The following is a 24288-nucleotide window of genomic DNA, read 5'->3' as shown; positions in this document are numbered from 1 at the left end:
CGCACCATGGCCCGCGTCTACGTCTCAACCGTCGTCAACGCACGCAACGATCGCGTCTGGGCGCGGGTACGCGACTTCAACGGTCTGCCGAACTGGCATCCGGCGATCGCGGAAAGCCGTATCGAGGGCGGCGAGCCCTCTGACAAGATCGGCTGCGTCAGGGACTTTCGCCTGCGCAACGGAGATCGCATCCGGGAGAAGCTGCTCGGCCTGTCCGATTACGACATGTTTTGCACCTACTCGATCCTCGAATCCCCGATGGGGGTCGAGGACTACGTCGCGACGCTTCGGCTGACGCCCGTCACGGATGGCGACCAGACCTTCATGGAATGGACCGCCGAGTTCGACTGCGCACCCGAGCGGGAGCCGGAGCTCGTCGCGAGTATCGGCGGCGGCGTGTTCCAGGGCGGCTTCGACGCCCTCAAGCGCCAGTTCGGAGGCTGAGCGCCGTGCCGCATATCGTCAAGAGCACGATCCTGGATGCGCCGACCGGCTCCGTGTGGGCGGTGCTGCGCGACTTCAACGGGCACGATCGTTGGCATCCGGCGGTCGCGACCTCCACGATCGAGCGTGCGCAGGCCTCAGACAAGATCGGCTGCGTCAGGCGGTTCAAGCTCCAGGACGGCTCCGAGCTGCGCGAGCAATTGCTGACGCTGTCGGATCTGGAGCAGACCTTCAGCTATTGCCTGCTCGATACGCCGGTCCCGATGTTCAACTACGTAGCCCACATCCGCCTGCTGCCCGTGACGGACGGCGACCGCACCTTCTGGCACTGGGAATCCCGCTTCTCGACACGGCCGGAGGACAAGGACCGCATCACCCACATGGTCGCGGAAGATATCTACCAGGCGGGGTTCGACGCGATCCGCCTGTACCTCAAGGAGGCTGTGTCAACATGACCGTGACCGTGAAGACCTTCACGAGCTCGAGCGAGGCCGCCGCCGCGCTGTCGTCCGACCGCAACGCGCGCTATCTCGGCGGCGGCACGCTCGTGATGCGCGCACTGAACGAAGGCGACATCTCGATCTCGACCGTCGTGCGCGCCAATGACCATGCCTTGACGCGGATCGACCCATCCGGCCCGCGGATCACACTGGGGGCTGGCGTAACTTTCGCCCGGATTCTGGGCGAGCGCGACCTCGCTTTCCTGCACGCCCCTGCCCGCTCGATTGGTGGCCCGGCAGTGCGCAACATGGGTACGGTGGGCGGCAATCTGTTCGCGCCAAATCCCTATGGCGATTTCACCGTCGCCCTGCTTGCGCTCGATGCCACGGTTGCGCTGCAAGGCGGCTTTGGATCGCGCGACATTCCAATTGAGGAGTTCTTGCAGTCGCGCGAAAGGCAGGCGGGCACGCTCGTGCTGTCGGTGTCGTGCACGCGACCCACCAGCGCGGAGGCTTTTCGCTACCGCAAGATCGCACGGATCAAGCCCAAGGGCGGCTCGGTCATCACGCTCGCCGCACATCTGCCAATCAGTGGCGGACGGATCGCCGGGGCACGAATTGCATTGGGATCGATGGCGCCGACGCAAATACGCGCGCGGGCGGCCGAACGCGCTCTGGAAGGCCGCGCGCTCGATGCAGCAACCGTTGCGGCCGCAGCCTCTGCAGCCGTGGAAGGAACATCGCCGTCCGACAACGCGCTCGGCAGCGCCTGGTACCGCCGCGAGATCGTCGGCGTCCATCTGCGTCGCCTTCTTTTGGGTCAGGAATAAATCGTATGGCCAAGACTGCCCTGCAATTTCGTCACAACGGCAGCGATGTCGCCATTTTCGTCGATGGCGGCACCAACCTGCTCGTCGCGCTTCGCGAATTGATCGGCGACATGACTCCGAAGTTCGGTTGCGGCCAGGGGGGCTGCGGCACGTGCAGCGTCCTGATCGACGGCGAGCTTCATCTCTCCTGTCTGACGCTGGCCGAGACCGTCGCCGGCCGCTCCGTCGAGACGCTGGATAGCCTGAAGCAGGGACCAAACCTGCATCCGCTGCAGCGCGCTTTCGCCGAGAATTTCGCTGCGCAGTGCGGCTATTGCACGCCGGGCATGCTGATGGCGGCCAAGGCGCTGCTCGACCGCAATCCCTCCCCGAGCCGCGCCGAGATCGTCGAGGCGATCTCCGGCAACATCTGCCGCTGCACCGGCTACGAGCCGATCATCAACGCCATCCTCGCCGCCTCCGGCGGCCGGGTGAGCGCCTGAAGGACCAGACCATGCTGGAACTGCGCAAAGACATTTTCGCCGACGAGCGCGACGATAATCTCAACGAGATCGGCAAGGGCACACAGCGCCAGGACATGCTCGGCCATGTCACGGGCACATCGAGCTATTTCAACGACCACAAGCTCCAGGGCATGCTGCACCTGAAAGTCGTCCGCTCGACCCATTCGCATGCAAGGATCCGACGGATCGACACCGCAGACGCCGAGCGCTCGGCCGGCGTGCGCCGGATCATCCGCGGCTCCGACGTGCCCCGTAACCTCAACACGCTCTTGAGCCTGATCAATTTCGGCAAGGACGACGAACCGTCGCTGGCCGTCGACAAGGTCCGCTACAAGGGCGAACCGATCCTGGCTGTCGTCGCCGACAGCGAGCGCGAGGCGTTCGAGGCGATTGCAAAGGTGCGGATCGACTATGAACCGTTGCCTGCCGTGTTCGACGTGGAAGATGCGTTGAAGGCCGGCGCACCGGTCGTCAACGATACTTATCCGAAGAATGCCTTCATTTATCACGACGTATATGACCACCAAAAACTCCGCTTCGGCGATGCCGATGCCGCGCTCGCGACCGCCGATCACGTGCTCGAGCAGCGCTACCAGATGTCGCCGATCGAGCACGCGCCGACCGAAACCAACGGCTCGATCGCGGCGCCAGACACCAACGGGCGCTATGTCGTCTATACGTCGACGCAGGCACTGTTCTTCTCAGTCGACACCTGCGCCAAGATTCTCGATGTCCCCTCGAACACCTTCCATTTCATTGGCGGCACCGTCGGCGGCGGCTTTGGCGGCAAGGTGGACACGCTGACCGAACCTTTATGCATCCTGGGTGCGATGCTGACGGGACGTCCCGTGCGCTACGTGTTCGGACGCGAAGAAGAGATGCAATACGGCCCGCCGCGCGGCGCCGAGCGCATCTACATCAAGGACGGCGTGATGCGCGACGGCCGTGTCGTCGCGCGAAAGATCCGCGCATATTTCGACAGCGGCGCATATACGCGGCTCTCGAGCTATGCAGCGGTCAAATGCGCAGCCCACCTGCCAGGGCCCTACACCATTCCGAACGTCTACGGCGATGTCTACTGCGTCTTCACCAACCGTACGCCGGCAACCGCGATGCGCGGCTTCGGCGTCACGGCAATGGATTTTGCGATCGAGTGCCAGATGGACAAGCTCGCGAACCTCGTCGGCATGGATCCGATGGAGTTCCGTATCCTCAATGCCTATCGCGACGGCGACATGAAGGCGCATCGGCGCGAGGCCAAGAACACGGCACTGATCGAGTGCGTCCAGGTCGCTGCCGAGAAAGCCAAATGGCCGATCCGCGACGAGTTCAAGCGCGCCTCTTCCCGCAAGGACGGAGGCGGCAGCCGCGCCGCCATCCCACGGACGCCTGCCGACACCCACGCACGGACAACCGCGCCGGCGCAGCAGCGCACGAGCTATGATCGCCTGCCGACGGCCGCGTTGCACGAACCACCGCGCGAGCCCTCACCCCCAGCGCCGGCCCCGCCGCAGCCACCACGACCAACATCGCCCTCGCATGGGGCGGGCCGATTCTCATCCGTGTTCGGCACCAGGAGGCGTTGAGATGACCCGACATCGCGGACGCGGCATCGCGTCGGTCAATTATCCCATCGGCATGAACCTCGGCGGCGATCCCAGCCAAGCCCTGGTTCATTCCAATCCAAGCGGCAAGTTCACCGTGGCGCTATCCTCGATCGACCTCGGTCAGGGCATGAAGTCGGTAACGCGACAGATTTGCGCAGAGACGCTCGGCGTACCCGTCGAGGACGTCTATGTCGACACCGCCGATTCCGACACCGGCCCGCATTGCATGGGCTCGTTCGCCTCGCGCGGCACCCATCGCGTCGGCAATGCCGTGATGGCGGCGGCGCGCGAGGCGCGCGGCGTGATGATGGAGGCTGCCGCGGAGGAACTCGAGGTCAACGCCGCCGATCTCGAAACCGACGGGCGTGGCAACATCCACGTCAAGGGCGCGCCGCACCGCTCGATCTCCACCAAGGACGTCGCCATCGCGGCGCAGTTCAAGCAGGGCAAGACCATCGCGGGTCGTGGCATCTTCCTGGTTCCCCTATCCAATGTCGATCCGGAAACCGGCGAGATGTCGCCGGCGACCTGCTACGCCCACGCCTGTCTCGTCGCCGAGGTCGAGGTCGACGACGAGACCGGCGAGGTCACGATGATCCGCATGGACTCCGCCTATGAGCTCGGCCGTGCGCTCAACCCGCGCCTGGTCGAGCAACAGCTCGTCGGCGGCGCGTGGATGGGCGTCAGTCACGCGCTCTACGAGACGCCTGAACCCTATTATCCCGACCCTATCCATGGCCCTCGCGACTTCGTCGAATATGTCATGCCCGGTCCTGGCGACATCTGCCCGCACGACATCGCCGTGTTGGAACGTCCCGCTCCCGATGGCCCCTTCGGCGCCAAGGGTCCCGGCGAAATGTGCGCGAATCCCGTATTGCCGGCGGTTGCGAATGCCATTTTCAACGCCGTCGGCGTCCGCATCGACGATCTCCCGATTACGCCGGAGAAGGTGCTGCGCGCGATCAGGGCCGAGGGCGGCGCGCGCCCTCAGGCGCGGCGCTGAGGTCTCGATGGCCGTCCGCAGCAACATCGTCGGCATCGACAGCCCCGAGGCACTGGAGAAGGCATTACGGGCGGCCTATTACCTCGCCGACGAGGGACTGGCGACCGCAGCCTATCTCGGGCTGGCACTCGGCAAGCCATTGCTGCTCGAGGGCGCGCCGGGCGTCGGCAAGACCGAGGCCGCCAAAGCTATTGCCGCCGTCCTCGGCCGCCGCCTGATCCGCCTGCAATGCTACGAAGGCATCGATGCGTCCGCCGCACTCTATGAATGGAACTATCCGCGCCAGATGCTCGCCATCCGTCAGGCTGGCGATGAGAGCATCGACATCTATGGCGAAACGTTTCTGATCGAGCGACCCATGCTGGCGACGTTGCGCGCACCTGACTCGACTGTGCTGTTGATCGACGAAATCGATCGCGCCGACCAGGAATTCGAAGCCTTCCTGCTCGAGTTTCTATCCGACTTCCAGATCTCGATCCCGGAGCGCGGCACGGTGCGCGCCTCCGAGCGCCCGGTCGTCGTCCTGACCTCAAACCGCACGCGGGATCTTCATGAAGCGTTGCGGAGGCGGTGCGTCTATCACTGGATCGGTTATCCTTCCGCCGAGCGCGAAGCGCGCATCGTGATGATGCGGGCCTCCAGCGTCGCCGAGGGGACCGCGCGGGCCGTCGTCGCGGCCGTCGAGAAGCTGCGGCGCGAGCCGCTCAGCAAGGCGCCCGGGATTGCCGAGGCGGTCGACTGGGCTGAAGCCGCCACGCTGCTGCACAAGGGCGGCGCGCGGTGGCCCGATGCCTTCAGGCGCTCGATCGGCGTTGCCCTGAAAGACGAGGAGGATCTGCACTTCATTTCGCCGCGGCTGGACGCCCTGCTGGCGGAGGCCTCTGCATGAGCGCCGAACCCGAACTGCCGCGCGCTGCGCGTGTTTTTATCTCGTTCGTGGGGCTGCTGCGAACGAACGGGTTTGCCGTCGCACCGGAACAGACGACCTCGTTCCTGGCCGCGATCCAGTTGCTCGGCCCCCGCAGCCTGGAGGACATTCGGCAGGCAGCCCTCGCAACACTGGCCCCTCCACCGGAGCGTCGCGCAACGTTCGACCGGCTGTTCGATCTGCACTTTCGCGGAAACGAGGCCATCGAGCGCGTCAACGACGGTGAGGACGACGAGACTGTTCGGCTGCAAGAGCAGGCCCGCGGAAACGATGAGCCGCTGTTGTCGGACGAAGCCAATGAATCCGGTTTCGCAGCTGCGCGCGCCGAAGCCCTGGTCGAGCGCCGCTTTGCGCAGCTCTCGACGACCGATGCGCTGCGCCGGCTGTCCCGCGAGGCGCCCAGGCGCCTGCCGAAGCGGCGCGGCCATCGCCGCATGCGGGCTCGCAGCGGGCCCTACGCGGATTTGCGCCGGACCCTGCGCGAGTCCGTTCGCAGCGACGGCGAAATCCTCCGGCTGGGACGTTTGAAGCGGCGACAACGCCCACGCAAGCTGTTGCTTCTGATTGACGTCTCCGGCTCGATGAAGACCCGCACCGAAGAGAATATGAAGCTCGCGCACACGCTGGTGCAGGCGGCGCCCAACGTCGAGGTCTTCACCTTCGGCACGCGGCTGACCCACATCACCCGTCCGTTGCGTCTCAAGAGTCGAGAGCAGGCGCTCAGGGCCGCGGCCCATGCGGTCAGCGACTGGGACGGCGGCACCCGAATCGGAGACGCGCTTCAGGCCTTTCTCGCCGTGCCCCGCTTCGGCGGATACGCGCGGGGGGCGGCCGTTATCATCGTTTCCGACGGCCTGGAGCGGGGCGAACCCGATGCGTTGCGCGATGCGGTCGCGAAACTATCGCGTCGTGCGTGGCGCGTGAGCTGGCTCACGCCGCTCGCGGCTGGTCCCGGCTTTCGGCCGCAGACCGAAGCGCTGGTCGCGATCGAACGCTTCGTCGATGACCTCGTCGATGGTGGATCGAGCGCGTCGATCGTCGCGCATGTGCTGGCGCTGGGACAAAGGAGAGTTGCGTGACGGACATCGTCGATGGGCACCATCATATCTGGCGCCAGGCCGACCTGCCCTGGCTGGTCGGTCCGATGCAACCGCGCATCTTCGGTCTGTACGAGCCGATCCGGCGCGATTACCCTATAGAGGAATATCTCCGCGACCTCGAAAGCAGCGGCGTTACCCGGTCGGTCTATGTCCAGACCAACTGGGCCAATGACCGCTTCGAGGACGAGGCCGCCTGGGTGCAGCAGACCGCCGAGGAGCACGGCTGGCCGCATGCCATCGTAGCTTACGCCGACTTTTCAGTGGATGACGTGCGTCCACAGCTCGACCGCCTGAAGCGCTATGCCCTCGTACGCGGCGTTCGCATGCAACTGCATTGGCACGAGAACCCTCTTTATCGCTTTGCCGCGCGGCCGGATCTCTGCACCGATCCCGTGATCCAGCGCAATATCGCCCGCCTTGCAGAGTATGGCTGGAGCTTTGACCTTCAGGTGTTCACGCCGCAGATGTCGGACGCCGCACGCCTTGTGGAATCCTGTTCCAAGGTGACCTTCATCCTCCAGCACGCCGGCATGCTGGAGGATCTTTCACCTGCAGGTCGCGCTGGCTGGCGCGCCGGGATGGCCCGCCTCGCCGCATGCCCGAACGTCGTGTCGAAACTGTCGGGGCTCGGAACCTTCATCCACCGCAACGACCCCGCGCATATCGCGTCCGTCCTGACCGATACGATTGCGATCTTCGGCGCCGAACGCTGCCTGTTCGGCTCGAATTTTCCGATCGAGAAATTGTGGACCAGCTACCGCGAGTTGATCGATGCATTCCGTGCCGCCGCGGCGCCGCTACGCGATGATCAGCGCGAAGCCGTTTTCAGGACCACTGCCATGCGCGTCTATCGGCTCTGAGCGCCGAGGAAACAACGAGAACGGACACAGGGAGGGACGGAATGCCGCTGGAGATCAAGATTCTGGACTATGGCGATATTGAGCTGGAATCGAGCTTTTTGGTTCTCGGCCGCGATTGCGGCCGCACCCGCCGCGTCCTCACCCTCGGTTTCCTGATCCTCGGCGGCAAGTATCCGGTCGTGGTAGACACGGGTTACCGCTCCAACCAGATTATGGAAACGCTGGGCATGCGCGGCCTGCAGTATCACGAGCACATGATCGAGAACCAGCTTGCGCGGCACGGCGTGCGGATGGGTGATGTGCGCTTCGTTTGCCACACCCATCTGCACATCGACCACGCCGGCAAGGACGATCTGTTTCCGATGAACACGACCGTCGTCCTCAACCGTCGGGAGCTTGAATATTCCGTGTCCGGCCTGATGCATCCGCAATATCCGGCGCCGGATATCAAGCATCTGATCGACCGTCTGCACACCAAGAGTGCGCTGCGCTTTCTCGACCTCGAGATCACAGGTCCTATCGAGCTGATGCCGGGCGTCTACTGCGACGCTGCGAATGCGCATACCGAGGGCTCGATGAACATCATCGTCGAAACCGCCGACGGCATCGCCACCATCTGCGGCGACGTGATCTACGATTTCAACGACCAGATCGTGACGCCCTTCAACGAGATCCATGACTGGGAGCCGCGCACCACGGGGAACCACGGCACCACCAAGCGCGCCGAGAAGGCCGCCATCAAGAAGCTGCTCAGCAATTCGCGCTATCTGCTGCCGGTCCACGACCGTCCCGCCAAGATCGAAGGCGGCACCGTCGTCGGCCGGCTGCACGACCAGGTGCCTGGACCGGTCGTGCAGTCCCTGCCCCAGCGCAGCTGGTTTCCGGCCTAGACGCCAGAGGATGGACGATGACGCACGTCACCTTGCGCTCCGAATTCGAGACCCTGATCGATCCTTACGCACCGGCCGCGCAGATCGGCACCGGTTTTGACTTCACGGAGGGACCGATCTGGCATCCGGTCGATCATTATCTGCTGTTCTCGGACATGCCGGGCGACGTGCGCCGGCGCTGGGATGCGCGGCGCGGCATCGCCGAGGTCAAACGTCCGTCGAACAAATGCAACGGCATGACCTATGACGCTGAGCTCAATTTGATCGTTTGCGAGCACGCGACATCGTCGTTGATCCGCGAGCGGCCGGACGGGCGGCGCGAGGTGCTTGCCTCGCACTTTGGGGGGCAGGAGCTTAACAGCCCCAACGACGTCTGCGTGCACTCCTCCGGCGCGATCTATTTCTCGGATCCCTGGTACGGCCGCATGCCAGTCTATGGCGTCGAGCGGCCAAGGCAGCTTGGTTTCCAGGGCGTCTATCGCGTCGTGCCCGGCGCCGAGCCGAAGCTGGTCGTTGACCGCAATCTGTTCGACCAGCCGAACGGGCTGTGCTTCTCGCCCGACGAGAAACTGCTCTATGTCAACGACACCGTGCAGTCACTGATCCGCGTATTCGACGTCAACGGCGACGGCTCGCTGTCGAGTGCGCGTGTATTCGCAAGCGGCATCCGCTCCGAGCTCGAGCCCGGCTTGCCCGACGGCATGAAGTGCGACCAGCACGGCAACGTCTGGGTTACCGCACCCGGCGGGGTCTGGGTCTATTCGCCGCGGAGCGAGCTGCTCGGCAAGCTCCGCCTGCCCGAGCTCGTCGCCAACCTTACTTGGGGCGGGCCGGATTTTCGCACGCTGTACCTGACTTCGACGCACTCGGTCTATGCCATTCCCACCAAGGTCGGACCGCGCCACGAGCCCTATATGAGCGGCAAGCGAGGCGGCGGCACAGCGGCCGCCGGCTCTGCTTCCGCTGCACCCATACTCGCCGATGGTGAGATGCAGCTCGACCCGCGACGCTGCGCCATGATCATCCAGGATCTCCAGAACGACGTCATCATGGACGGTGGTGCCTTTGCCGATTCCGGTGCGCCCGGGCATGCTCGCCAGCAGCATGTCGTCGAGAATGTTCGTCGCCTGGCGGAAACCGCGCGGGCGCGCGGCGTCGCCGTCATCCATGTCTGGTTCGTCGTCGAGCCCGGCGCGCCCGGCGTGACGCTGAATGCGCCGCTGTTCGAGGGGCTCGTCGACAGCAGGGCGATGGTGCGCGGAAGCTGGGGCGCGGCACCGGTGTCAGGTCTCGAACCACGGCCCGGCGATTTCGTGGTCGAGAAGGTGCGAATGAGCGCCTGGGAAGGCACGCGACTCGAAACGATCCTGAAAGCCACCGGTCGCGACATGATCATCAATACCGGCGCCTGGACCAACATGTCGGTCGAGCACACGGCGCGGACCGGCGCCGACAAGGGCTACTTCATGATCGTTCCCGAGGATTGCTGCTCGACCATGAATGCCGATTGGCACGCCGCGTCGATCAACTTCGCCATGCAGAACGTCGCCGTCGTAACCAAGGCCGATGCGGTCATCAAAGCGCTGGGATGAGCGGTGGCTAAGCTCCTGCACCTGTCCTGCTCGCCCCGCGACGGCTCCTGGTCGAGCGCCGGCGCACGCGTTTTCGTTGACGGCTTTCGCCGAGCTCGGCCCGACTGGGACGTGGACGTCATGGATATCTGGCGCGAGCGCCTGCCGGAGTTTTCAGGCCCGATTGTCGAAGCCAAATATGCACGGATGAAGGCGCAAGCCTTCAACGACGCGCAGCGGGACAGCTTCGCGGAAGCCGAGCGGATGGCGGTGCGCTTAGCGCTCGCCGAGCGGGTGCTGATTTCGACGCCGATGTGGAACTTCAGCATTCCCTATAAGCTCAAGCAATGGTTCGACGTCATCGTCCAGCCCGGCCTCACCTTTCGGTTCGACCCTTCGCTAGGGTATGTCCCGCTGCTGAAGGACCGGCCGACCATCGTCATCATTGCCAGTGGCAGCGATTTCGCCACCGGAATGAACCGCGGGCGCATCGACATGGCAACGCCTTACCTGCGCGAAATTTTGCGTTTTGTCGGTATCAACAATGTCCGGTTCATTCCAATCGGACCAACCACCGGACCGCCAGAGCCCATTGAGGCGGCCCGCGAACGAGCCCATCAACGCCTGGCAGCAATGGCCGCGAGCTTCTGATGCACTCCGCAAGCGACTCGAAGTTACGGCAGATTGTCCCGCAAAAAAATATCGATACGAATGCGCTCCTGGTCGGGGCTGATGGGCTCACCCGAACAATGCGCGAGCAGGACTCGCGCCGCAGACCGTGCCTCGTGGCCGGGATCCTGGTTGATGATGGCATCGAGCGCGCCGCGGACCAGGAAACGCCGTGTGTACTCTGTCAGCTCATGCGCAATCCAGACCACCTCGCGCACGCGTCCCGAGGCCTCGAGCGCATCGGCGATGCCACGGTTCCCGGCGCCGCAGCAGTAGATGCCGCGCAGGTCGGGCTGTCTCGCGAGCAGTGCTGCAGTGAGCTCCCGCGTCCGCTCGCTGTCGTCGCGGCCCTCGATCACCGGCAGCGCGAGCAGGTTCGGATACTCGCTGGACAGGATCTGGTGGAAGCCGAATTGCCGTTCGGTGTGATCGCGCAGCGACAACGATCCCGCGATCACGGCCACCGTCCCCTCGCGACCAGTGAGGAACCGTCCCATCAGCGTTGCAGCGGTGCGGCCTGCCGCCGGGTTGTCGATGCCGACATAGTGCATCCGGCGCGAGGTCGGCGCGTCCGACACGAGGGTCACCACAGCGACCCCGCGCGCGGCGAGTTCGTCGATCGCGGCGCGCACCCTGGGATGATCGAGCGCGATGACGGCGACGCCCTGATACGCCGGCGAGAGATTTTCCAGCGCGGCGGCGAGTACATCCGGATCGAACACGTCGACATGGAGGATATCAATGAAACCGCGCTGGCCGGCGAGCCAGTCCGCGGTGCGCTGGACCTGCTCGGTCAAGTTGGTCATGAAGCTGTTGCTACCGGTCGGCAGCACGAAGGCAAACCGGAACGTCTGCCCCCGGGCAAGCCGAGCGGCCGCGACGTCGGCTCGATAGCCGAGTTTTGCCACGGCGGCCTCGACCCGCGCCACGGTCTTGGCGCGCACGCCCTCGCGCCGGTTGACGACGCGGTCGACGGTGGCGAGCGAAACACCCGCCGTGCGCGCAACGTCCTCAAGCGTGGCACGAATCACCGGCTGGGTCGCGCCAGCATTCATTCGCGCGCCGCCCACAACATGCCACGGGTCATCAACGTACGGATCTCCGGTACGTCGAGCTCGTAAGCGCGGTGGCCGAGCGAGGAGTAGAACACCCTGCCCGCGCCGTATCGCTTCTTCCAGACTACGGGCATCACCACGCCCTCGATCCAGGGCGCGTGCTCGCCGGTGAAGGTCGTCGTCGCCAACACCTCGTTGGCGGGATCGATATGCATGTAGTACTGCTCGGAACGATGCTCGAAGCTCTTCAGGCCCTTCATGATGGGATCATCCGGCTTCGTCAAGTCGACCTTGTAGTCGATGATGTTGCCGGGATGCGCAACCCACTGCCCGCCGCACAGAAACTGGTAGTCGACGGAATCGCGGAACGCGTCGCCCATGCCGCCATGATGGCCGGCGAGCCCGACGCCGCTCCGGACCGCAGCGCAGAGATTGAGCGCTTCCGCCTTCTCGATCTTCGACATGGTATAGATCGGGATGATCAGCGACAGGTCGTGAATCGCGGGATCGGCGAACGCGGCGGTGGTGGTTTCGGTCCGCACCTCGAAGCCTTCCGCCTTCAGCCAGCCGCGGATCATCGAAGCACAGAGATCGGGATCGTGCCCCGGCCAACCGCCCCATACAATCATTGCCTTGCGCATGTTTCTGTCCTTAGTCGATCTGTCCGGTTTCACGCCCGGCCGGGAGCATCTCCGGCCGCTCGACGCAACTCTCGATCTTGACGCGTCGCCCTTCGTCGGCAGAGATCTGGAACGCTTCCATCACCTCCAGCACGTGGAAAGCGAGCGCGCCGCTCGCACGATGCGGCCGGTTGTTCAGTATCGCGGAGGCCATATCGGCCGCGCCAATGGAACGGAACTCGCCATCGACATGACCGTGGGTCAGCGGCACCGGCTCCCAGTCGCCGCCGGTCTTGGCGACCTGCACCTCGCCGCCGAAGCGGTTCGGGTCGGGCACGAGCATGCTGCCCTTGTCGCCATAGATCTCAATCGGCGCGTGCCGGTGCTTCGGCACATCAAAGCTCATCGCGATCGAGACGACCGCCCCGCTCTCGAATTCGAGCGTGCCGGCCACATGGGTCGAGACTTCGACCGGGATCAGCGTTCCGTTCATCGGCTGGCTCGTGACAAGCCGCTCGGATTTCGGACGCGCGGTCGAGCCCATCACGCTCGCCACGGGGCCGAGCAACTGCACGAGATCGGTGATGTAGTACGGGCCCATGTCAAGCATAGGCCCGCCGCCGCGCAAATAGTAGAAACCCGGCGCCGGATGCCATCGCTCGTGGCCGGGGCAGCCGAAGAACGCGCTGCCGGCCACGGGCGTGCCTATCGCGCCATCGTCGATCAGTTTGCGCGCGGTCTGGTGCCCACCGCCAAGGAACGTATCGGGCGCGCAGCCGACGCGAAGACCCTTTTGCGCGGCGAGATCCATCACCTTGCGGGCTTCCGTGACGTTGATGCCGAGCGGCTTCTCGGAATGAACGTGCTTGCCGGCGGTCAACACCGCCAGGCTGACGTCAGTGTGGGCGAGTGGCACGGTGAGATTGATGACGATCTCAATATCGTCCCGTTTGAGCAGTTGATCAACCCGCATTGCCGGCAGCCCGAAGGCGGCGCCCTGCCGCTCTGCCGCATCGCTGCGCATATCGGCGAGCGCCTTGATTTCCATGACCGGGAAGCGCTGGGCCGCCTTCAGATAAGCGGTGCTGATATTGCCGCAGCCGATGATGCCGATGCCGACTTTTCTCATTGTGATCTCCGTGAGGTACCGTTCATCCCTTGACCGCGCCGGCGGTGAGGCCTGCAACGATGTGTTTCTGCGCCAGGAGGAAGAGAATGATCGTCGGCAGGATGGTCAACGTGATGAAGGCCAGGATCAGATGCCACTCGGACGAATACTCGCCCTGATAAACCATGATACCGAGCGGCCAGGGGTAGAGCGCGTCGGTGTTGAGCATCACCAGTGGCAGCAGATAGGCGTTCCAGCTGTTGACGAATGTGATGGTACCGACGGTCGCCAGGATCGGCCGGGATAAAGGCAACGTCACATAGCGGAAGAACTTGATATAGCTGCAGCCGTCGACCAGCGCGGCCTCTAGCAGTTCGTACGGGATGTCCCTGAAGAAACGCCGCAGCAGCAGCACGCTCATCGCCAGACCGAAGGCCGCCTGCGGCAGGGCAACGCCAAAATATGTATCGAGCAATCCGAGATCGCGCACCTTGATGAAGAGCGGCAGCACCGCCGTCGCGGCCGGAAACAGCAGGCCCAGCGTCAGGTAGCTCAGCAGCATCGAGCTGCCGTAGAACCGGATATGGGCGAAGGTGAACGCCGCCATCGAGGCGACGATCAGGGTCAGTGCCACCGTGAGGGTCGAGATGATCAGCGAATTGCGCAAGAGCTGCCAGTAACGTGCCGAGAACAGGATATCAGCATAGTTCTTCCACTCCCAGTGACGTGGCAAGCCGAACGGATTGACGCGCAATTCGCCGAGCGATTTGAAGCCACCGAACAAGGTCGCGAGCAGCGGTACCACTACGATGATGGCAACGACGGCGAGGAACACCATCTTGAACAGCATTGAGGGATCGAACGGCGCACGGATCGCCTTGGCGTTACTCATCGCGCATGAACCATCGCTTGTACGTGAAGGCAAAGGTCACGCAGATCGCAAACAAAATGACGCCGATGGCGCTGCCGTAGCCGACCCGCATCCGCGAGATGCCGTTGTTGTAGAGGAAGCTCACCATCGTGTTCGAGGAGTCCGCTGGTCCGCCGCGCGTCAGGGGCATGACGAGGTCGAACAGCTGCAGCGAGCCGACGATGGCGAAGAACACGGAGAGCCTTATCGTCGGATAGAGCAACGGGATGACCACATGCCGCAAGGCTTGCGATCGGGTCGCGCCGTCGATGCGCGCCGCCTCGACCAGGCTCTTGTCGAGGCCCTGGAGCGCCGCGATGAACAGCATCATGTGGAAGCCAAAGTACTTCCAGACGACCACGATCAGCACCGCCAGCATGGCCGTATCCGTCGAGGCAAGCAGATGCGGGGGCTCGGCGCCGAAGCTGCGCCAGATCGAAGCCACAAGGCCGTAGTCGCCATCATAGACGAAGCTGAAGATCAGCCCGGTTGCGATCTCCGCCAGGATATAAGGCATGAAGAACAACATGCGCAGCGCCACCGCCCCCCGAAAGCGTTCGGCCAGCATCAAGGCCAGGGAGAGCGCAAGCGGTAGCTGGATGGCGAGCGAAACAGCGATGATCAGGCCGTTGTTACGCAGCGCGAGCCAGAAGGCGCGGGTCTCCAGCACGAAGCGGTAATTGTCCAAGCCAATCCAGCTGGTCGGCCTGCCGAACCCGTTCCAATTGAAGCCCGAATACCAGGCTGCTTCGCCGATCGGCAGCACAACGAACAACGTGAACAATAGCAGCGCCGGCGGCAGGAACAGGATGAGCACCGTCAGCCTGCCGTCCCAACTCGGGCCACGGACCGTGACCTGGGGCACCATCTCGCCAGCAGCGCCGATCGCCGACACGCTCGCGGTCCGCCGCGCCACCGTCAGTTGCCCTGCTTCCACGCCGCCTCGATCGCCTTGGCAGCCTGTCGCGGGCTCATGCTGCCGCCGGCGATCTCGGCCGTGACGTCGTTGACGACGCGGCCGACCGACGGACCCAGGCTCTGGTCATAGAAGTTCTGGTGATAGTTCGACTTTGCCAGATTGGCGGCGATCAGCTTCATGAAGGCGTTGTTGAGGCCGACATCCGCGCCCTGCACCACCGGGATAATGAAGTTGCCGGCGGCAAGCCGCGTCTGCACCTCTTTGGAGACGAAGTATTTCAGGAAATCGACGGCTTCCTTCGGCGAGCCTTTCGTAACCAGCCAACCGGTGATGCCCCCGAGCGTATCGGTCGGCGCGCCCTTGCCGCCGGTCACGACCGGGAAGTCGAACCAGCAGATCTTGTCTTCGGTCAATCCGACCTTGTCAGCGGCGAGAGCGCGCTGCAGATGATAGACCGTGCTGATCGCGAGCGTCATCGCCGCCTTGCCGTCCCCGAAATAGCCGACCGCCTGCGGGTTCTTGAAACCAAGGAAGCCATTCTGGAAAGGTTGGAGATCCACGAGTTGCTTGAACAGCTCGCCGGATTTCTGGAAGGTTTCCCCGGCAAAGCCCCCGTTCTCGCCGCGCAGCGCCGCATCGAACGCCGCCTTGCCGCCGATGCGCACAGCAAGATGCGTCCAGTAGAAGTGCAGTGGCCATTTGTCGGCGCCGCCGACCACGATCGGGGTCACGCCGGCGGATTTCAACGCCTTCACGGCAGCAAGTAGATCGTCCCAGCTCTTGATCCCGGCAGGATCGACCTTCGCCTTGGCCATCAGCTCGTTGTTGCAGAGGAAGCCGACCTGCGAGAGCGCCGTGGGCAGACCATAAACGCGGCCGCTGCTGGTGAAGGCGGCGAGCGCCGCGGGTGTGAGACTGTCGCTGTAGCCTTTCACAGAATCGGTGATGTCGTCGAGCACGCCGGCCTCGATCTGCGTCTTCAGCACACCGCCGGCCCAGCTGTAGATGATGTTGGGTCGGTCTTTGGATTGCAGGATGGTCGGCAGCTTGGCCTTGTAGGCCTCGTTCTCGAGGAACTGCATCTCGACCTTGACGCCCGGATGCGCCCCCTCATAGGCGCGCGCAACCTCCTCCCAGATTTTGACCTGGGCCGGGTTGGCCTCGATGTGCAGCCACTTGACCGTCGTTTCGGCCGCAGCGAGGTTCGCCCCCAACAGACAGGCGAGAACGGCCAGTCCCAGTTTCCCGAGCAGTCTCATCACATTCCTCCCGACGGCTTTCATTCTTTGGTGCAATCCTGCCTTCGATTTTTGAGGTACGCAACTAAAATTCTGATCTATGCACCTCACGAAGGAGGTCGCTAAGGTGAGCGGGAGAGTCGGGCTGCTCATCGCGCCGCCCCAACGCAAATCGAGGGATATCCATGGCTGCCGTTTATTCCGACCTCGCCGGCAAGGTCGTTCTCGTCACCGGAGGCGCATCCGGAATTGGCGCTGCGATCGTGCGGCGCTTCGCCCAGCAGAAATCCAATGTCGTGTTCTTCGACATCAAGGTTGACGAGGGACAAACCCTGGTACGCGAGCTGTCGGATCAAGGTCTTAGCGCGCGTTTCATGCGTGTCGACTTGACCGATATCACCGCGTTGCGGGCCGGTGTCGCGGAGGCGCGCAACGTGCACGGCGCGATCAACATCCTCGTCAACAATGCCGCACATGACGAGCGGCACAGCACCGAGGAAATGACACCGGAATATTGGGACAACCGTATCGCGGTCAACTTGAAGCACCAGTTCTTTGCTGCGCAGGCCGTGTTGCCGGACATGAAGGCGGCGAACACCGGCGCCATCATCAATTTCGGCTCGGTGTCGTGGATCGCCGGACAAGGCGGCATGGCCGCCTACACCGCCAGCAAATCAGGCGTGATCGGTCTCACACGCTCTCTGGCGCGCGATTACGGCCCCTACAATATCCGCGTGAACGCGATAGCGCCGGGATGGATCATGACTGAGCGCCAGCTCGATAAATGGATGACGCCAGAGGGCGAGGTCGAGCTGATGCAACGACAATGCCTGAAGCGCAAACTCATGCCGGACGAGGTCGCGAAGTTCACCATCTTCCTCGCTTCAGACGAAGCCTCCGCTTGCACAGCCCAGCACTACATCGTCGATGGCGGCTGGGTCTGAGGCGGACCAAACCAGATCGTGCAATGGCGCGCCGCTACTTTGCCAGGCGAAACTTTCCGCCTTCGACCTTGATCAGAAAGGCCGAACGCTCATCATAGCCATTGTGATCGGCCTTGCTCATGTTCGACAGCCCGTTGTTGAGATAGATGTTCTGCCCACGCTCGAGTGCGTCCCGCAGAGCCGCGCGAAATTCGATTGTGCCAGGCTTTGCCATCTTCAGCGCATCCGGCGCAGCTTTTCCGATCAGCGCCACGACATCCCAGAGGTGAGCAGCGAACATGTTGGGCTTTTGCCCGTTCGCCGCTTCATACGCGGTCACGAACTCCTCCGTCGAGCGACGGAATGGATCTCCCGCGGGAAGATCGGCGGCAATGGTAAATGCCTCGCCTGCGAATACCGCACCTTCGACGTTCGCGCCACCGAGCTTGATGAACTCCTCACTGGCTACGCCGTGTGTTTGAAATATCTTCCCGGCGTATCCGCGCTCGCGGAGCGCCTGCTGCGGCAAGACCGCCGGAGTTCCTGCGGACGCGATGAAGACGGCATCGGGATTGGTCGACATCACCTTCAGCGCCTGACCGGTGACGCTGGTGTCGGCGCGCGCGTAGACCTCATGTGTGGTCACGGTCAGCCCCAACGCAGGCGCGAGGCGGCTCACCTCCTTGTAGTAGCCTTCGCCATACCCATCCGAAACGCCGATATAGCCGAGCGTCTTCACGCCTGATGTCGCGATATGCTTGAGGATGGCAGCCGCCATGAGGTCGTCATTGGGAACGACCTTGAAAGCCCAGGCGCGCTTCTCATCCATTGGTTGAACGATGGCGGTAGCGGCAGCGAGCGACAGCAGCGGCGTCTGCGATTCAAGCGCGACATCCAGCATCGGCATGGTCACCGGGGTCAGAGAGGAGCCGACCAGCACGTCGACCTTGTCCTGGATCACCAGCCGGCGTGCGTTCTGGATGCCTTTGGTCGAATCCGACTCGTCGTCCAGGACGATATAGGTCACCTTCTCTCCACCGATCTCTTTCGGAAGAGCTGCAACCGTCTTGAGCTGCGGCTGTCCCAGCGCGGATCCGGGGCCGCTTGCCGAAATCACGATTCCAATTTTGATGTCCGCGTGAGCAGCATTTCCATAGAGGACGCATGCCACAAGAAGCGAGGCTCGCGCGAAACTGATCTTCATGTCCGGTTCCTCCCTGTCCGCTTTGATGCCTCCGCCGGCTGCATCGGGCGCCCCGGCTCGCGCTTGCAGGTGCTGCACCCGAGGTACCGTCGCCCCTCAGAAGGCATGTCGTCCGACATACGCGTTTCCTCCTGCGGTCCCGAGCAACCGGGCGAACCATGCTAAGCGGATCGCGGCAACGTGTCTGTCCCTAGCGGTAGGGACAAGACATAGATCGCCGAACCGGAATTCCGAGGTAGGCGGACGCACCGCCGCGTTCTCGCGGCGCATTTCGCCCGAGCTTTGCTTGGTCATTCCACCCTCTTGTCCAAGAGGGCGCAGGGAAGGCCGGGTGCTGACCTCGCACCCGCGGTCCGCTGCGCGAAAAGCACACGCAGGAAAACCGCACAGCAGCATACAGGTGGTGCCAATCACTCGGCCTTCCCTGCGCGATGGTCGGACGGCTTATGCCGTGCTCTCCCGGGAGCCGAGTTCTCTTTGGCCTCCCTCGCCTTCGCGAAAGTCACCGGCATCGCGCCGGTTGACGCAGATGCCGCATCCGCCAGGGCTTGACCGTAGCAACGACGGCCAGGACCACACGGTTTTGCCGTACGCACGGCCCGCCCTTTCGCCGCAGTTTTTCCAGCCCTGTCGACGGAGCCGGAAACTTACAGACGAGACGAACCTAACAGCGCCGCTCGTCGGAACGAAGCCATGGGCTCACGGAGAGCAATCCGCCCTGCCCTTGGCCTCTCGCACCCGAACGCTGCCGCGTCCACCGCAAGCTCGGCTCGCGAACGTGACGACCACAAGATCGCCCCTCAAGGATGAGCCGGGATGGGCGACACATACGCCATTTCCGAATTTCGGTAAAGGGGAATATTTTTGACAAGAGGGGTTGACGCCGTCGTGGCTGTTTCGGCCGCGAGGCCCCTCGATCAGGAATTTTACGGTTTGGTAACCATACGAGCCTTGCTCGAAGGATTAATGCAAATCACACGCCGCCGGTGTCTCCGCCGTAACGACCCTGCTATAGAGCGTAGATCCGGCTCCATCGACCATCCCGAGCCATCTGTTTTCTTGGTTGCGTATGAACAGACCTAGCAACACATTCGACATCGCCATCGAGCAGGGATTCGACTTCCTGTCGCCGGACTACGCAGAGCTCTTTGACAACTCGGCGGCCACCGCGTTCCAGCATCCGCTCTGGCTCGACACCCTCTACACCAGGCTCGCGTCTCATGCGGGCGCAACTCCTCTGGTTGTCGTGGTCCGCCACCGCGCGACGGGCGCCCTTGCGATGGTGCTGCCCTTGCTGCGGATCCGGCGCGGCCCGATACGGACCGTCGAATTCGCCGACCTCCGCGTTTCCGACTATCTGGCGCCGGTGTGCAGCCCGCAGGTATTTTCCGAGCTGCTCAAGGACGAGAGTGCGTGCGCAGAGCTCCGGTGCCTCGTCCGCCCGTTCGATCTGCTCCGGATGACCAAGCTGCCGGACGGACGGCTTCCGATCGAGAACCTTCTGGCTGCGCCCCGCCGCATAGCGATGGAGACCAATGCCTACGCCACCGTTCTCGTCGCGCCGTTCGAGCAATGGCGCGCCAGTGCGTTGGATCGTTCCTACCAGAAGGAGCTCGCAAAGAAAGCCCGGCAGCTCCAGAAGAAGGGGGACTTGAGTTTTTCATCCTGCAGCGATAGCGCCTCCGTCATCGAGGTGCTGGATGTCATGAGGAAATTTCGCGGGCCGCGCTTTCAGGCACATGGCGACGGCGATCTGCTCCAGCGCGCCGAATATTACGGCTTCTATTCTGACGTGGCGCACCGCGGCCTCGGCTCCTTTGTCCGGCTCTATGCGATGAAGATGAACGGCGAGGTAATCGCGGCCGTGCTCGGACTCTGCCATCAAGGCAGCTTCCTCGTGATCATGGGCGCCTTCGACATTGCCGGATACAAAAGCCAGTCCTTGGGCGCACTGATGTTCGAGCAGGTGGCGAAGGATTGCATCGAGCGCGGGGATCGGATGCTCGATTTCACCATCGGCGACGAGCCCTACAAGAAGCAGTTCGGCGCGCAGCCTTCGCCGATGTGGACGGTCACGCAGGCCGGCAGCACCGTGGGCGCCATTTCCTTGTTCGCGCTGAAACAGGCTCCCTGGCTCAAACTGGCCGCCAAGCGAATGTCGGAATTCAGGTTCCTGCCGACCCGAACTTCAACGCCCACGCGCTGACCGCTGCGAGGCGCCGACAGGTGCGACTCTCAGGCGCGTAGCGCGCTTCGAACATGTGCAAGCCAGCCCGGCCGCATCTGATCGACCCGGTGGGTGATCCTGCGTCGCAGGAAGTGCAGCCGCCGCCGCACGTCCCAGCCGATATCGTTGCGGGACGTCAGGGCCTGCCGGAAGTGCGCCATCTTCAGTGATTGCTGGTCCGCCGCGACCTTGTCGGGATCAGAATAGAATTCCGAAATCTTGTCCCGGCTCATGCCCTCGGTCACTAGCCAACGCGGCGCATATTCGGTGCAGAGGCGGTCGACGTCGACCAGCAGGCGGGCAACGCCCGTGCCGGCGGCAGGGCAATTGGTCTGGAACGCATCGCCGATGAGAACGACGCCGGGCTGGAGATGTCCTTCCACGACCGACAGGTCCATCACCCAATTCTGCACCCGGTCGGTCACGTGGAAGTCGCCGAGGTAAGGCCGCAATCCGGGCAGCAGGCGCAGAACCGTCGCTTCCGGTTCGCGACGCAGCTCGCGCATGATCGGATCGGTCGGGTCGCGGAACATGAAGAGATTTGCCCGCATGCCGGCACGCACGGGAAACAGGCTGAGATAATCGATGCCATCCGCCGTGCGCTCGCCGTAACAGGTCAGCGCCTCGAAGTCGAACGGCGCATCATCCCGGCGGGCGATCGTGAAGCCGAACGAGACCGAATGGCGCTCCGCCAGCACGCGCCGCTTGATGCCGAGCTTGTAGCCGAGAACGCCCGCCATGCCCGTGGCCAGCACGACGAGGCGAGCAGTTATACGCCGTCCGGACGCAAGCTCGACATGCTGAGCATCGTCGCTACAGTTGACGGCAGTGACCTCGTCGACAATCAGACTGGCCGGATCAAGCAATTGACTGCGCGCCATGGCGACGAGATCGGCATACGGAAGTCCATAAGCCCGGCCGACGCTGACATCGACCACCTTGCCTTCCCTGATATTGAGCACCTGATCATATCTGCAGGCTACCTTGTCGAGCGCGTCGAGGAAGCCAAGCTTGCGCAACATCTCCAGCTGATGGCCGCCGATTTTCTCGACCCGGAACTCGTCCGGATGGATCGCGCGCTTGTCGACGAGAGCGACACGATGCCCCGACCGCGCGAGCACGGCCGCCGCGAGCGAGCCCGCGAGGCCGCCGCCAACGATCGCGATGTCGGCGACGATCGTCAAAAGGCCGGCTGCGGCAATCGGCTCGGTTACGTTGCTATCCGCCGTCATGGTCCAGGCTCCCACGGTCAACGATGATTACCCGTGCAATTCTCTCGCCTGATCTCTCATCGCGGGACCAAACGCGATCATTTCTCGATATCTCGGTTAATGCAGCGGAGACCTGCCCGGCCCGATGAGATCCGGCACGCGCCTTGCTCGGGATGACCAATCCCGGCGAGCCGGTCCGCATTCCAGCGGCCCGTCCCGCCTCATTGGCCGTCGATGCGGCGCCATGCTGCCACGCGATCGGGCCGCACTTTGCTCTATCTGGGACAATGGGGTCAGCGCTGTTCCATAGTGAAGCAACAGGCATGGCCGCGACGTCGCCGCGGCCGGCAGGATCATGGAGGCCGTCCATTAACACTCGCGGTTTTTCGGCATGCTAGGCTGTCGCAGGTAATCGGAAAGTGTCTCTTCAGGGAAAGTTGTCTCGTTAAGTTTTCATGATCGAATCCATCGTCCAGTTCATGCGGCGCGACGTGACGCGCGGTGTTGCCGGAACCATCCTTCTCAAGGTTGGTAGCGGCGCACTTGCGTTCGCATTGTTCTCGCTTGCGGCACGAACGATGTCGCCCGATGGGTTCGGCATCTTTGCGACCTGGCTTTCGGTGGCCCAGATGGCAGCGGTCGTCGGACTGGTGGGCCAGGAATCGCTGCTGGTGCGATTCCTGAACGAGTATCGGGTGGGAAATCAGCCCGATCTCACCAAAGGCGTGCTGCTGTCGAGCCTCAAAATTTCCTCGGTCGCGATGTTGATTGCGATCGGCGCAATCGCGATCGGCGCGAACATCAAAGGCGCCTCGTGGCTGCTGGTTCTCGCGGTGTCGGCCTACACGGCCGTGAATGCGGGACTGATGCTTGGCAGCCAGATCGCACGCTCTCTGGTCAGCATTCTCATGGGCGAAGGAAACAGGGAGTTCTTCTGGCGCGTCAGCGTCGTGCTGTTCCTGCTCGCAATCATGTTCGGCCATCGCCAGCTCGATCCCGCCGAATTGATCGCTGTGATGACGATCGCCATGTCGGTCGGACTGATTGCACAGATCATCGCGATTGCGCGAGTTCTGCCGGATTTCCGCGGCACGGCGGCGGGGTCCGAGACGTCGCGCTGGAGATCGAGCGCGCTTCATTTCTGGGCCGCATCCATCCTCGAAGCCGCGAACCAGTATTTCGACGTCATTCTGGTCTACTGGATGCTGGACCCGGCGACCGCCGGAATTTACTTTGCCGCTTCGCGCCTGGCCAACATCTTCGCCATGCTGTCGGCCGCACTGTACAGTTTTGGCGCACGTCGGCTCCCGTCGCTGTACTTCAGCAAGAATCACCGGGAATTCGAGCGAACGTTGCGGCTCATGGCGGAAGTGACCGCGGTGTGCGTGGTCAGCGGACTTCTCCTGATCTGGGTTGGAGGTCCCCATCTGCTCAACCTGTTCGGGCCGCATTTCGCTGCGCAGCACTGGGTCTTGATCGTGCTCGCGATCGGAACGGCGTTCCAGGCGGCGGGCGGTCCGTCTGCGGCGATCTTGCAGCTGACCGGCTATGAGCGCGAGTATGTCCCCGTGATCGCCGGGAACGTAGCGCTGCGGCTGGTGGGATTTCTCGTCCTCATTCCCTGGCTCGGCGTTCTTGGCGCCGCGATCTCGGCCACTGTGTCGCTCGCGCTCGCGACCATCGCCCTCAACATCCTCTGTCGCCGGCGAACCGGGGTCGATCCTTCGATTCTGGGCCTCTTGCGCTTCTCGGCATCCAAGCCTAGCGCCTACGCGGTCCGTGGTGCTGACTCCGGCGAATAGAGCGTCAGGACATGTCGCCCGTGTCCCGCATGAAGGAGAGCGCACCGGCAGCCGTCAGCGCACCGGCAGAGTCGCTTTCGCCCACTCTCAGTGGGCCCGCTCCAACCCAAATATCGATGGTTAATCGGCGGCTACCCGCGTCCTCTTCACTCCGTCGGAAACGAGCGGAATTCCCTCGTGAACGACGCCCTTGCGGCAGGGCACGCATTAACTCCGTTTCTTGCTA

General features: G+C 63.4%; 23 protein-coding genes. 15 read left to right on the top strand and 8 right to left on the bottom strand.

Going from position 1 to position 24288, the window contains the following annotated elements:
• Positions 1-6: 6 nt before the first annotated feature.
• From BRA471DRAFT_RS15305 to BRA471DRAFT_RS15250, 12 genes are read left to right on the top strand one after another with little or no spacing between them, the layout of a single operon-like run.
• The gene (locus BRA471DRAFT_RS15305; RefSeq protein WP_007608666.1) at positions 7-444 is read left to right on the top strand and encodes an SRPBCC family protein; all 438 of its coding nucleotides are present in this window, start codon (positions 7-9) and stop codon (positions 442-444) included.
• Positions 445-449: 5 nt separating this feature from the next.
• Positions 450-899: an SRPBCC family protein gene (locus BRA471DRAFT_RS15300; protein ID WP_007608664.1), complete on the top strand. Its 450-nt coding sequence runs from the start codon at positions 450-452 to the stop codon at positions 897-899.
• Complete coding sequence (locus BRA471DRAFT_RS15295) at positions 896-1714, top strand: xanthine dehydrogenase family protein subunit M (protein ID WP_007608652.1); 819 nt, start codon at positions 896-898, stop codon at positions 1712-1714. The genes BRA471DRAFT_RS15300 and BRA471DRAFT_RS15295 overlap by 4 nt, the downstream gene beginning before the upstream one ends.
• 5 nt (positions 1715-1719) lie before the next feature.
• Positions 1720-2196, top strand: coding sequence for a (2Fe-2S)-binding protein (locus BRA471DRAFT_RS15290; RefSeq protein WP_007593025.1), 477 nt, complete (start codon positions 1720-1722; stop codon positions 2194-2196).
• A gap of 11 nt (positions 2197-2207) precedes the next feature.
• Positions 2208-3803, top strand: coding sequence for a xanthine dehydrogenase family protein molybdopterin-binding subunit (locus BRA471DRAFT_RS15285; protein WP_007608651.1), 1596 nt, complete (start codon positions 2208-2210; stop codon positions 3801-3803).
• A 1-nt stretch (position 3804) separates the two neighbouring features.
• Entirely contained in the window at positions 3805-4827 is a 1023-nt protein-coding gene (locus BRA471DRAFT_RS15280) for a xanthine dehydrogenase family protein molybdopterin-binding subunit (RefSeq protein ID WP_007608650.1), read from the top strand.
• A 7-nt stretch (positions 4828-4834) separates the two neighbouring features.
• Positions 4835-5716, top strand: a complete 882-nt coding sequence (locus BRA471DRAFT_RS15275; RefSeq protein ID WP_007608639.1) for a MoxR family ATPase — start codon at positions 4835-4837, stop codon at positions 5714-5716.
• A complete protein-coding gene (locus BRA471DRAFT_RS15270; protein ID WP_007608638.1) occupies positions 5713-6834 on the top strand; it encodes a VWA domain-containing protein in 1122 nt (373 codons plus the stop codon). The genes BRA471DRAFT_RS15275 and BRA471DRAFT_RS15270 overlap by 4 nt, the downstream gene beginning before the upstream one ends.
• The gene (locus tag BRA471DRAFT_RS15265; protein WP_007608637.1) at positions 6831-7715 is read left to right on the top strand and encodes an amidohydrolase; all 885 of its coding nucleotides are present in this window, start codon (positions 6831-6833) and stop codon (positions 7713-7715) included. The genes BRA471DRAFT_RS15270 and BRA471DRAFT_RS15265 overlap by 4 nt, the downstream gene beginning before the upstream one ends.
• A gap of 41 nt (positions 7716-7756) precedes the next feature.
• Positions 7757-8605, top strand: coding sequence for an MBL fold metallo-hydrolase (locus BRA471DRAFT_RS15260; protein ID WP_007608636.1), 849 nt, complete (start codon positions 7757-7759; stop codon positions 8603-8605).
• 17 nt (positions 8606-8622) lie between these two features.
• The gene (locus BRA471DRAFT_RS15255; protein ID WP_007608635.1) at positions 8623-10197 is read left to right on the top strand and encodes an isochorismatase family protein; all 1575 of its coding nucleotides are present in this window, start codon (positions 8623-8625) and stop codon (positions 10195-10197) included.
• A 3-nt stretch (positions 10198-10200) separates the two neighbouring features.
• Entirely contained in the window at positions 10201-10827 is a 627-nt protein-coding gene (locus tag BRA471DRAFT_RS15250; RefSeq protein ID WP_007608633.1) for an FMN-dependent NADH-azoreductase, read from the top strand.
• Positions 10828-10850: 23 nt separating this feature from the next.
• Here BRA471DRAFT_RS15250 and BRA471DRAFT_RS15245 read toward each other — a convergent pair whose 3' ends face one another.
• The 6 genes from BRA471DRAFT_RS15245 to BRA471DRAFT_RS15220 are packed head-to-tail and all read right to left on the bottom strand — an operon-like array spanning position 10851 to position 16716.
• Positions 10851-11900: a LacI family DNA-binding transcriptional regulator gene (locus BRA471DRAFT_RS15245; protein ID WP_007608629.1), complete on the bottom strand. Its 1050-nt coding sequence runs from the start codon at positions 11898-11900 to the stop codon at positions 10851-10853.
• Positions 11897-12541, bottom strand: a complete 645-nt coding sequence (locus BRA471DRAFT_RS15240; RefSeq protein ID WP_007608628.1) for a ThuA domain-containing protein — start codon at positions 12539-12541, stop codon at positions 11897-11899. Before BRA471DRAFT_RS15240 ends, BRA471DRAFT_RS15245 begins: the two co-directional genes overlap by 4 nt.
• Positions 12542-12551: 10 nt before the next feature.
• Positions 12552-13649 carry a Gfo/Idh/MocA family protein gene (locus BRA471DRAFT_RS15235; RefSeq protein WP_007608627.1) on the bottom strand — a complete coding sequence of 366 codons (1098 nt, stop codon included), beginning with the start codon at positions 13647-13649 and terminating at the stop codon, positions 12552-12554.
• A 22-nt stretch (positions 13650-13671) separates the two neighbouring features.
• Complete coding sequence (locus BRA471DRAFT_RS15230) at positions 13672-14520, bottom strand: carbohydrate ABC transporter permease (protein WP_007608626.1); 849 nt, start codon at positions 14518-14520, stop codon at positions 13672-13674.
• The gene (locus BRA471DRAFT_RS15225) at positions 14513-15454 is read right to left on the bottom strand and encodes a carbohydrate ABC transporter permease (protein WP_007608623.1); all 942 of its coding nucleotides are present in this window, start codon (positions 15452-15454) and stop codon (positions 14513-14515) included. The genes BRA471DRAFT_RS15230 and BRA471DRAFT_RS15225 overlap by 8 nt, the downstream gene beginning before the upstream one ends.
• Before the next feature lie 2 nt (positions 15455-15456).
• Entirely contained in the window at positions 15457-16716 is a 1260-nt protein-coding gene (locus tag BRA471DRAFT_RS15220; protein ID WP_007608620.1) for an extracellular solute-binding protein, read from the bottom strand.
• A gap of 164 nt (positions 16717-16880) precedes the next feature.
• Here BRA471DRAFT_RS15220 and BRA471DRAFT_RS15215 point away from each other — a divergent pair, with 164 nt between their 5' ends.
• Entirely contained in the window at positions 16881-17639 is a 759-nt protein-coding gene (locus tag BRA471DRAFT_RS15215; protein WP_007608619.1) for an SDR family NAD(P)-dependent oxidoreductase, read from the top strand.
• A gap of 34 nt (positions 17640-17673) precedes the next feature.
• Here the strand turns inward: BRA471DRAFT_RS15215 and BRA471DRAFT_RS15210 are convergent, their stop codons facing one another.
• Positions 17674-18822, bottom strand: a complete 1149-nt coding sequence (locus BRA471DRAFT_RS15210; RefSeq protein ID WP_007608618.1) for an ABC transporter substrate-binding protein — start codon at positions 18820-18822, stop codon at positions 17674-17676.
• A gap of 1069 nt (positions 18823-19891) precedes the next feature.
• On the opposite strand from BRA471DRAFT_RS15210, the gene BRA471DRAFT_RS15205 reads away from it, so the two are divergent.
• On the top strand, positions 19892-21028 hold the full coding sequence (locus BRA471DRAFT_RS15205; protein ID WP_007608616.1) for a GNAT family N-acetyltransferase: 1137 nt from the start codon (positions 19892-19894) through the stop codon (positions 21026-21028).
• A 29-nt stretch (positions 21029-21057) separates the two neighbouring features.
• Here BRA471DRAFT_RS15205 and BRA471DRAFT_RS15200 read toward each other — a convergent pair whose 3' ends face one another.
• Positions 21058-22281: an NAD(P)/FAD-dependent oxidoreductase gene (locus BRA471DRAFT_RS15200; protein ID WP_007608614.1), complete on the bottom strand. Its 1224-nt coding sequence runs from the start codon at positions 22279-22281 to the stop codon at positions 21058-21060.
• A gap of 434 nt (positions 22282-22715) precedes the next feature.
• Between BRA471DRAFT_RS15200 and BRA471DRAFT_RS15195 the strand changes: the two genes are divergently transcribed.
• Complete coding sequence (locus tag BRA471DRAFT_RS15195; protein WP_007608608.1) at positions 22716-24062, top strand: lipopolysaccharide biosynthesis protein; 1347 nt, start codon at positions 22716-22718, stop codon at positions 24060-24062.
• Positions 24063-24288: the final 226 nt, after the last annotated feature.

Source organism: Bradyrhizobium sp. WSM471 (assembly GCF_000244915.1).
Lineage (GTDB): Bacteria > Pseudomonadota > Alphaproteobacteria > Rhizobiales > Xanthobacteraceae > Bradyrhizobium.
The sequence above is the reverse complement of the archived record's forward strand: the minus strand, read 5'-3'. Positions and strand labels throughout refer to the sequence as shown.

What these genes read in the sequence shown, in the direction of transcription:
- BRA471DRAFT_RS15305 (WP_007608666.1), top strand. Translation starts at nt 7, where the DNA reads ATGGCCCGCGTCTACGTCTCAACCGTCGTCAACGCACGCAACGATCGC.
- BRA471DRAFT_RS15295 (WP_007608652.1), top strand. Translation starts at nt 896, where the DNA reads ATGACCGTGACCGTGAAGACCTTCACGAGCTCGAGCGAGGCCGCCGCC.
- BRA471DRAFT_RS15290 (WP_007593025.1), top strand. Translation starts at nt 1,720, where the DNA reads ATGGCCAAGACTGCCCTGCAATTTCGTCACAACGGCAGCGATGTCGCC.
- BRA471DRAFT_RS15285 (WP_007608651.1), top strand. Translation starts at nt 2,208, where the DNA reads ATGCTGGAACTGCGCAAAGACATTTTCGCCGACGAGCGCGACGATAAT.
- BRA471DRAFT_RS15280 (WP_007608650.1), top strand. Translation starts at nt 3,805, where the DNA reads ATGACCCGACATCGCGGACGCGGCATCGCGTCGGTCAATTATCCCATC.
- BRA471DRAFT_RS15275 (WP_007608639.1), top strand. Translation starts at nt 4,835, where the DNA reads ATGGCCGTCCGCAGCAACATCGTCGGCATCGACAGCCCCGAGGCACTG.
- BRA471DRAFT_RS15270 (WP_007608638.1), top strand. Translation starts at nt 5,713, where the DNA reads ATGAGCGCCGAACCCGAACTGCCGCGCGCTGCGCGTGTTTTTATCTCG.
- BRA471DRAFT_RS15260 (WP_007608636.1), top strand. Translation starts at nt 7,757, where the DNA reads ATGCCGCTGGAGATCAAGATTCTGGACTATGGCGATATTGAGCTGGAA.
- BRA471DRAFT_RS15255 (WP_007608635.1), top strand. Translation starts at nt 8,623, where the DNA reads ATGACGCACGTCACCTTGCGCTCCGAATTCGAGACCCTGATCGATCCT.
- BRA471DRAFT_RS15245 (WP_007608629.1), bottom strand. Translation starts at nt 11,900, where the DNA reads ATGAATGCTGGCGCGACCCAGCCGGTGATTCGTGCCACGCTTGAGGAC.
- BRA471DRAFT_RS15240 (WP_007608628.1), bottom strand. Translation starts at nt 12,541, where the DNA reads ATGCGCAAGGCAATGATTGTATGGGGCGGTTGGCCGGGGCACGATCCC.
- BRA471DRAFT_RS15235 (WP_007608627.1), bottom strand. Translation starts at nt 13,649, where the DNA reads ATGAGAAAAGTCGGCATCGGCATCATCGGCTGCGGCAATATCAGCACC.
- BRA471DRAFT_RS15230 (WP_007608626.1), bottom strand. Translation starts at nt 14,520, where the DNA reads ATGAGTAACGCCAAGGCGATCCGTGCGCCGTTCGATCCCTCAATGCTG.
- BRA471DRAFT_RS15220 (WP_007608620.1), bottom strand. Translation starts at nt 16,716, where the DNA reads ATGAGACTGCTCGGGAAACTGGGACTGGCCGTTCTCGCCTGTCTGTTG.
- BRA471DRAFT_RS15215 (WP_007608619.1), top strand. Translation starts at nt 16,881, where the DNA reads ATGGCTGCCGTTTATTCCGACCTCGCCGGCAAGGTCGTTCTCGTCACC.
- BRA471DRAFT_RS15210 (WP_007608618.1), bottom strand. Translation starts at nt 18,822, where the DNA reads ATGAAGATCAGTTTCGCGCGAGCCTCGCTTCTTGTGGCATGCGTCCTC.
- BRA471DRAFT_RS15205 (WP_007608616.1), top strand. Translation starts at nt 19,892, where the DNA reads ATGAACAGACCTAGCAACACATTCGACATCGCCATCGAGCAGGGATTC.
- BRA471DRAFT_RS15200 (WP_007608614.1), bottom strand. Translation starts at nt 22,281, where the DNA reads ATGACGGCGGATAGCAACGTAACCGAGCCGATTGCCGCAGCCGGCCTT.
- BRA471DRAFT_RS15195 (WP_007608608.1), top strand. Translation starts at nt 22,716, where the DNA reads ATGATCGAATCCATCGTCCAGTTCATGCGGCGCGACGTGACGCGCGGT.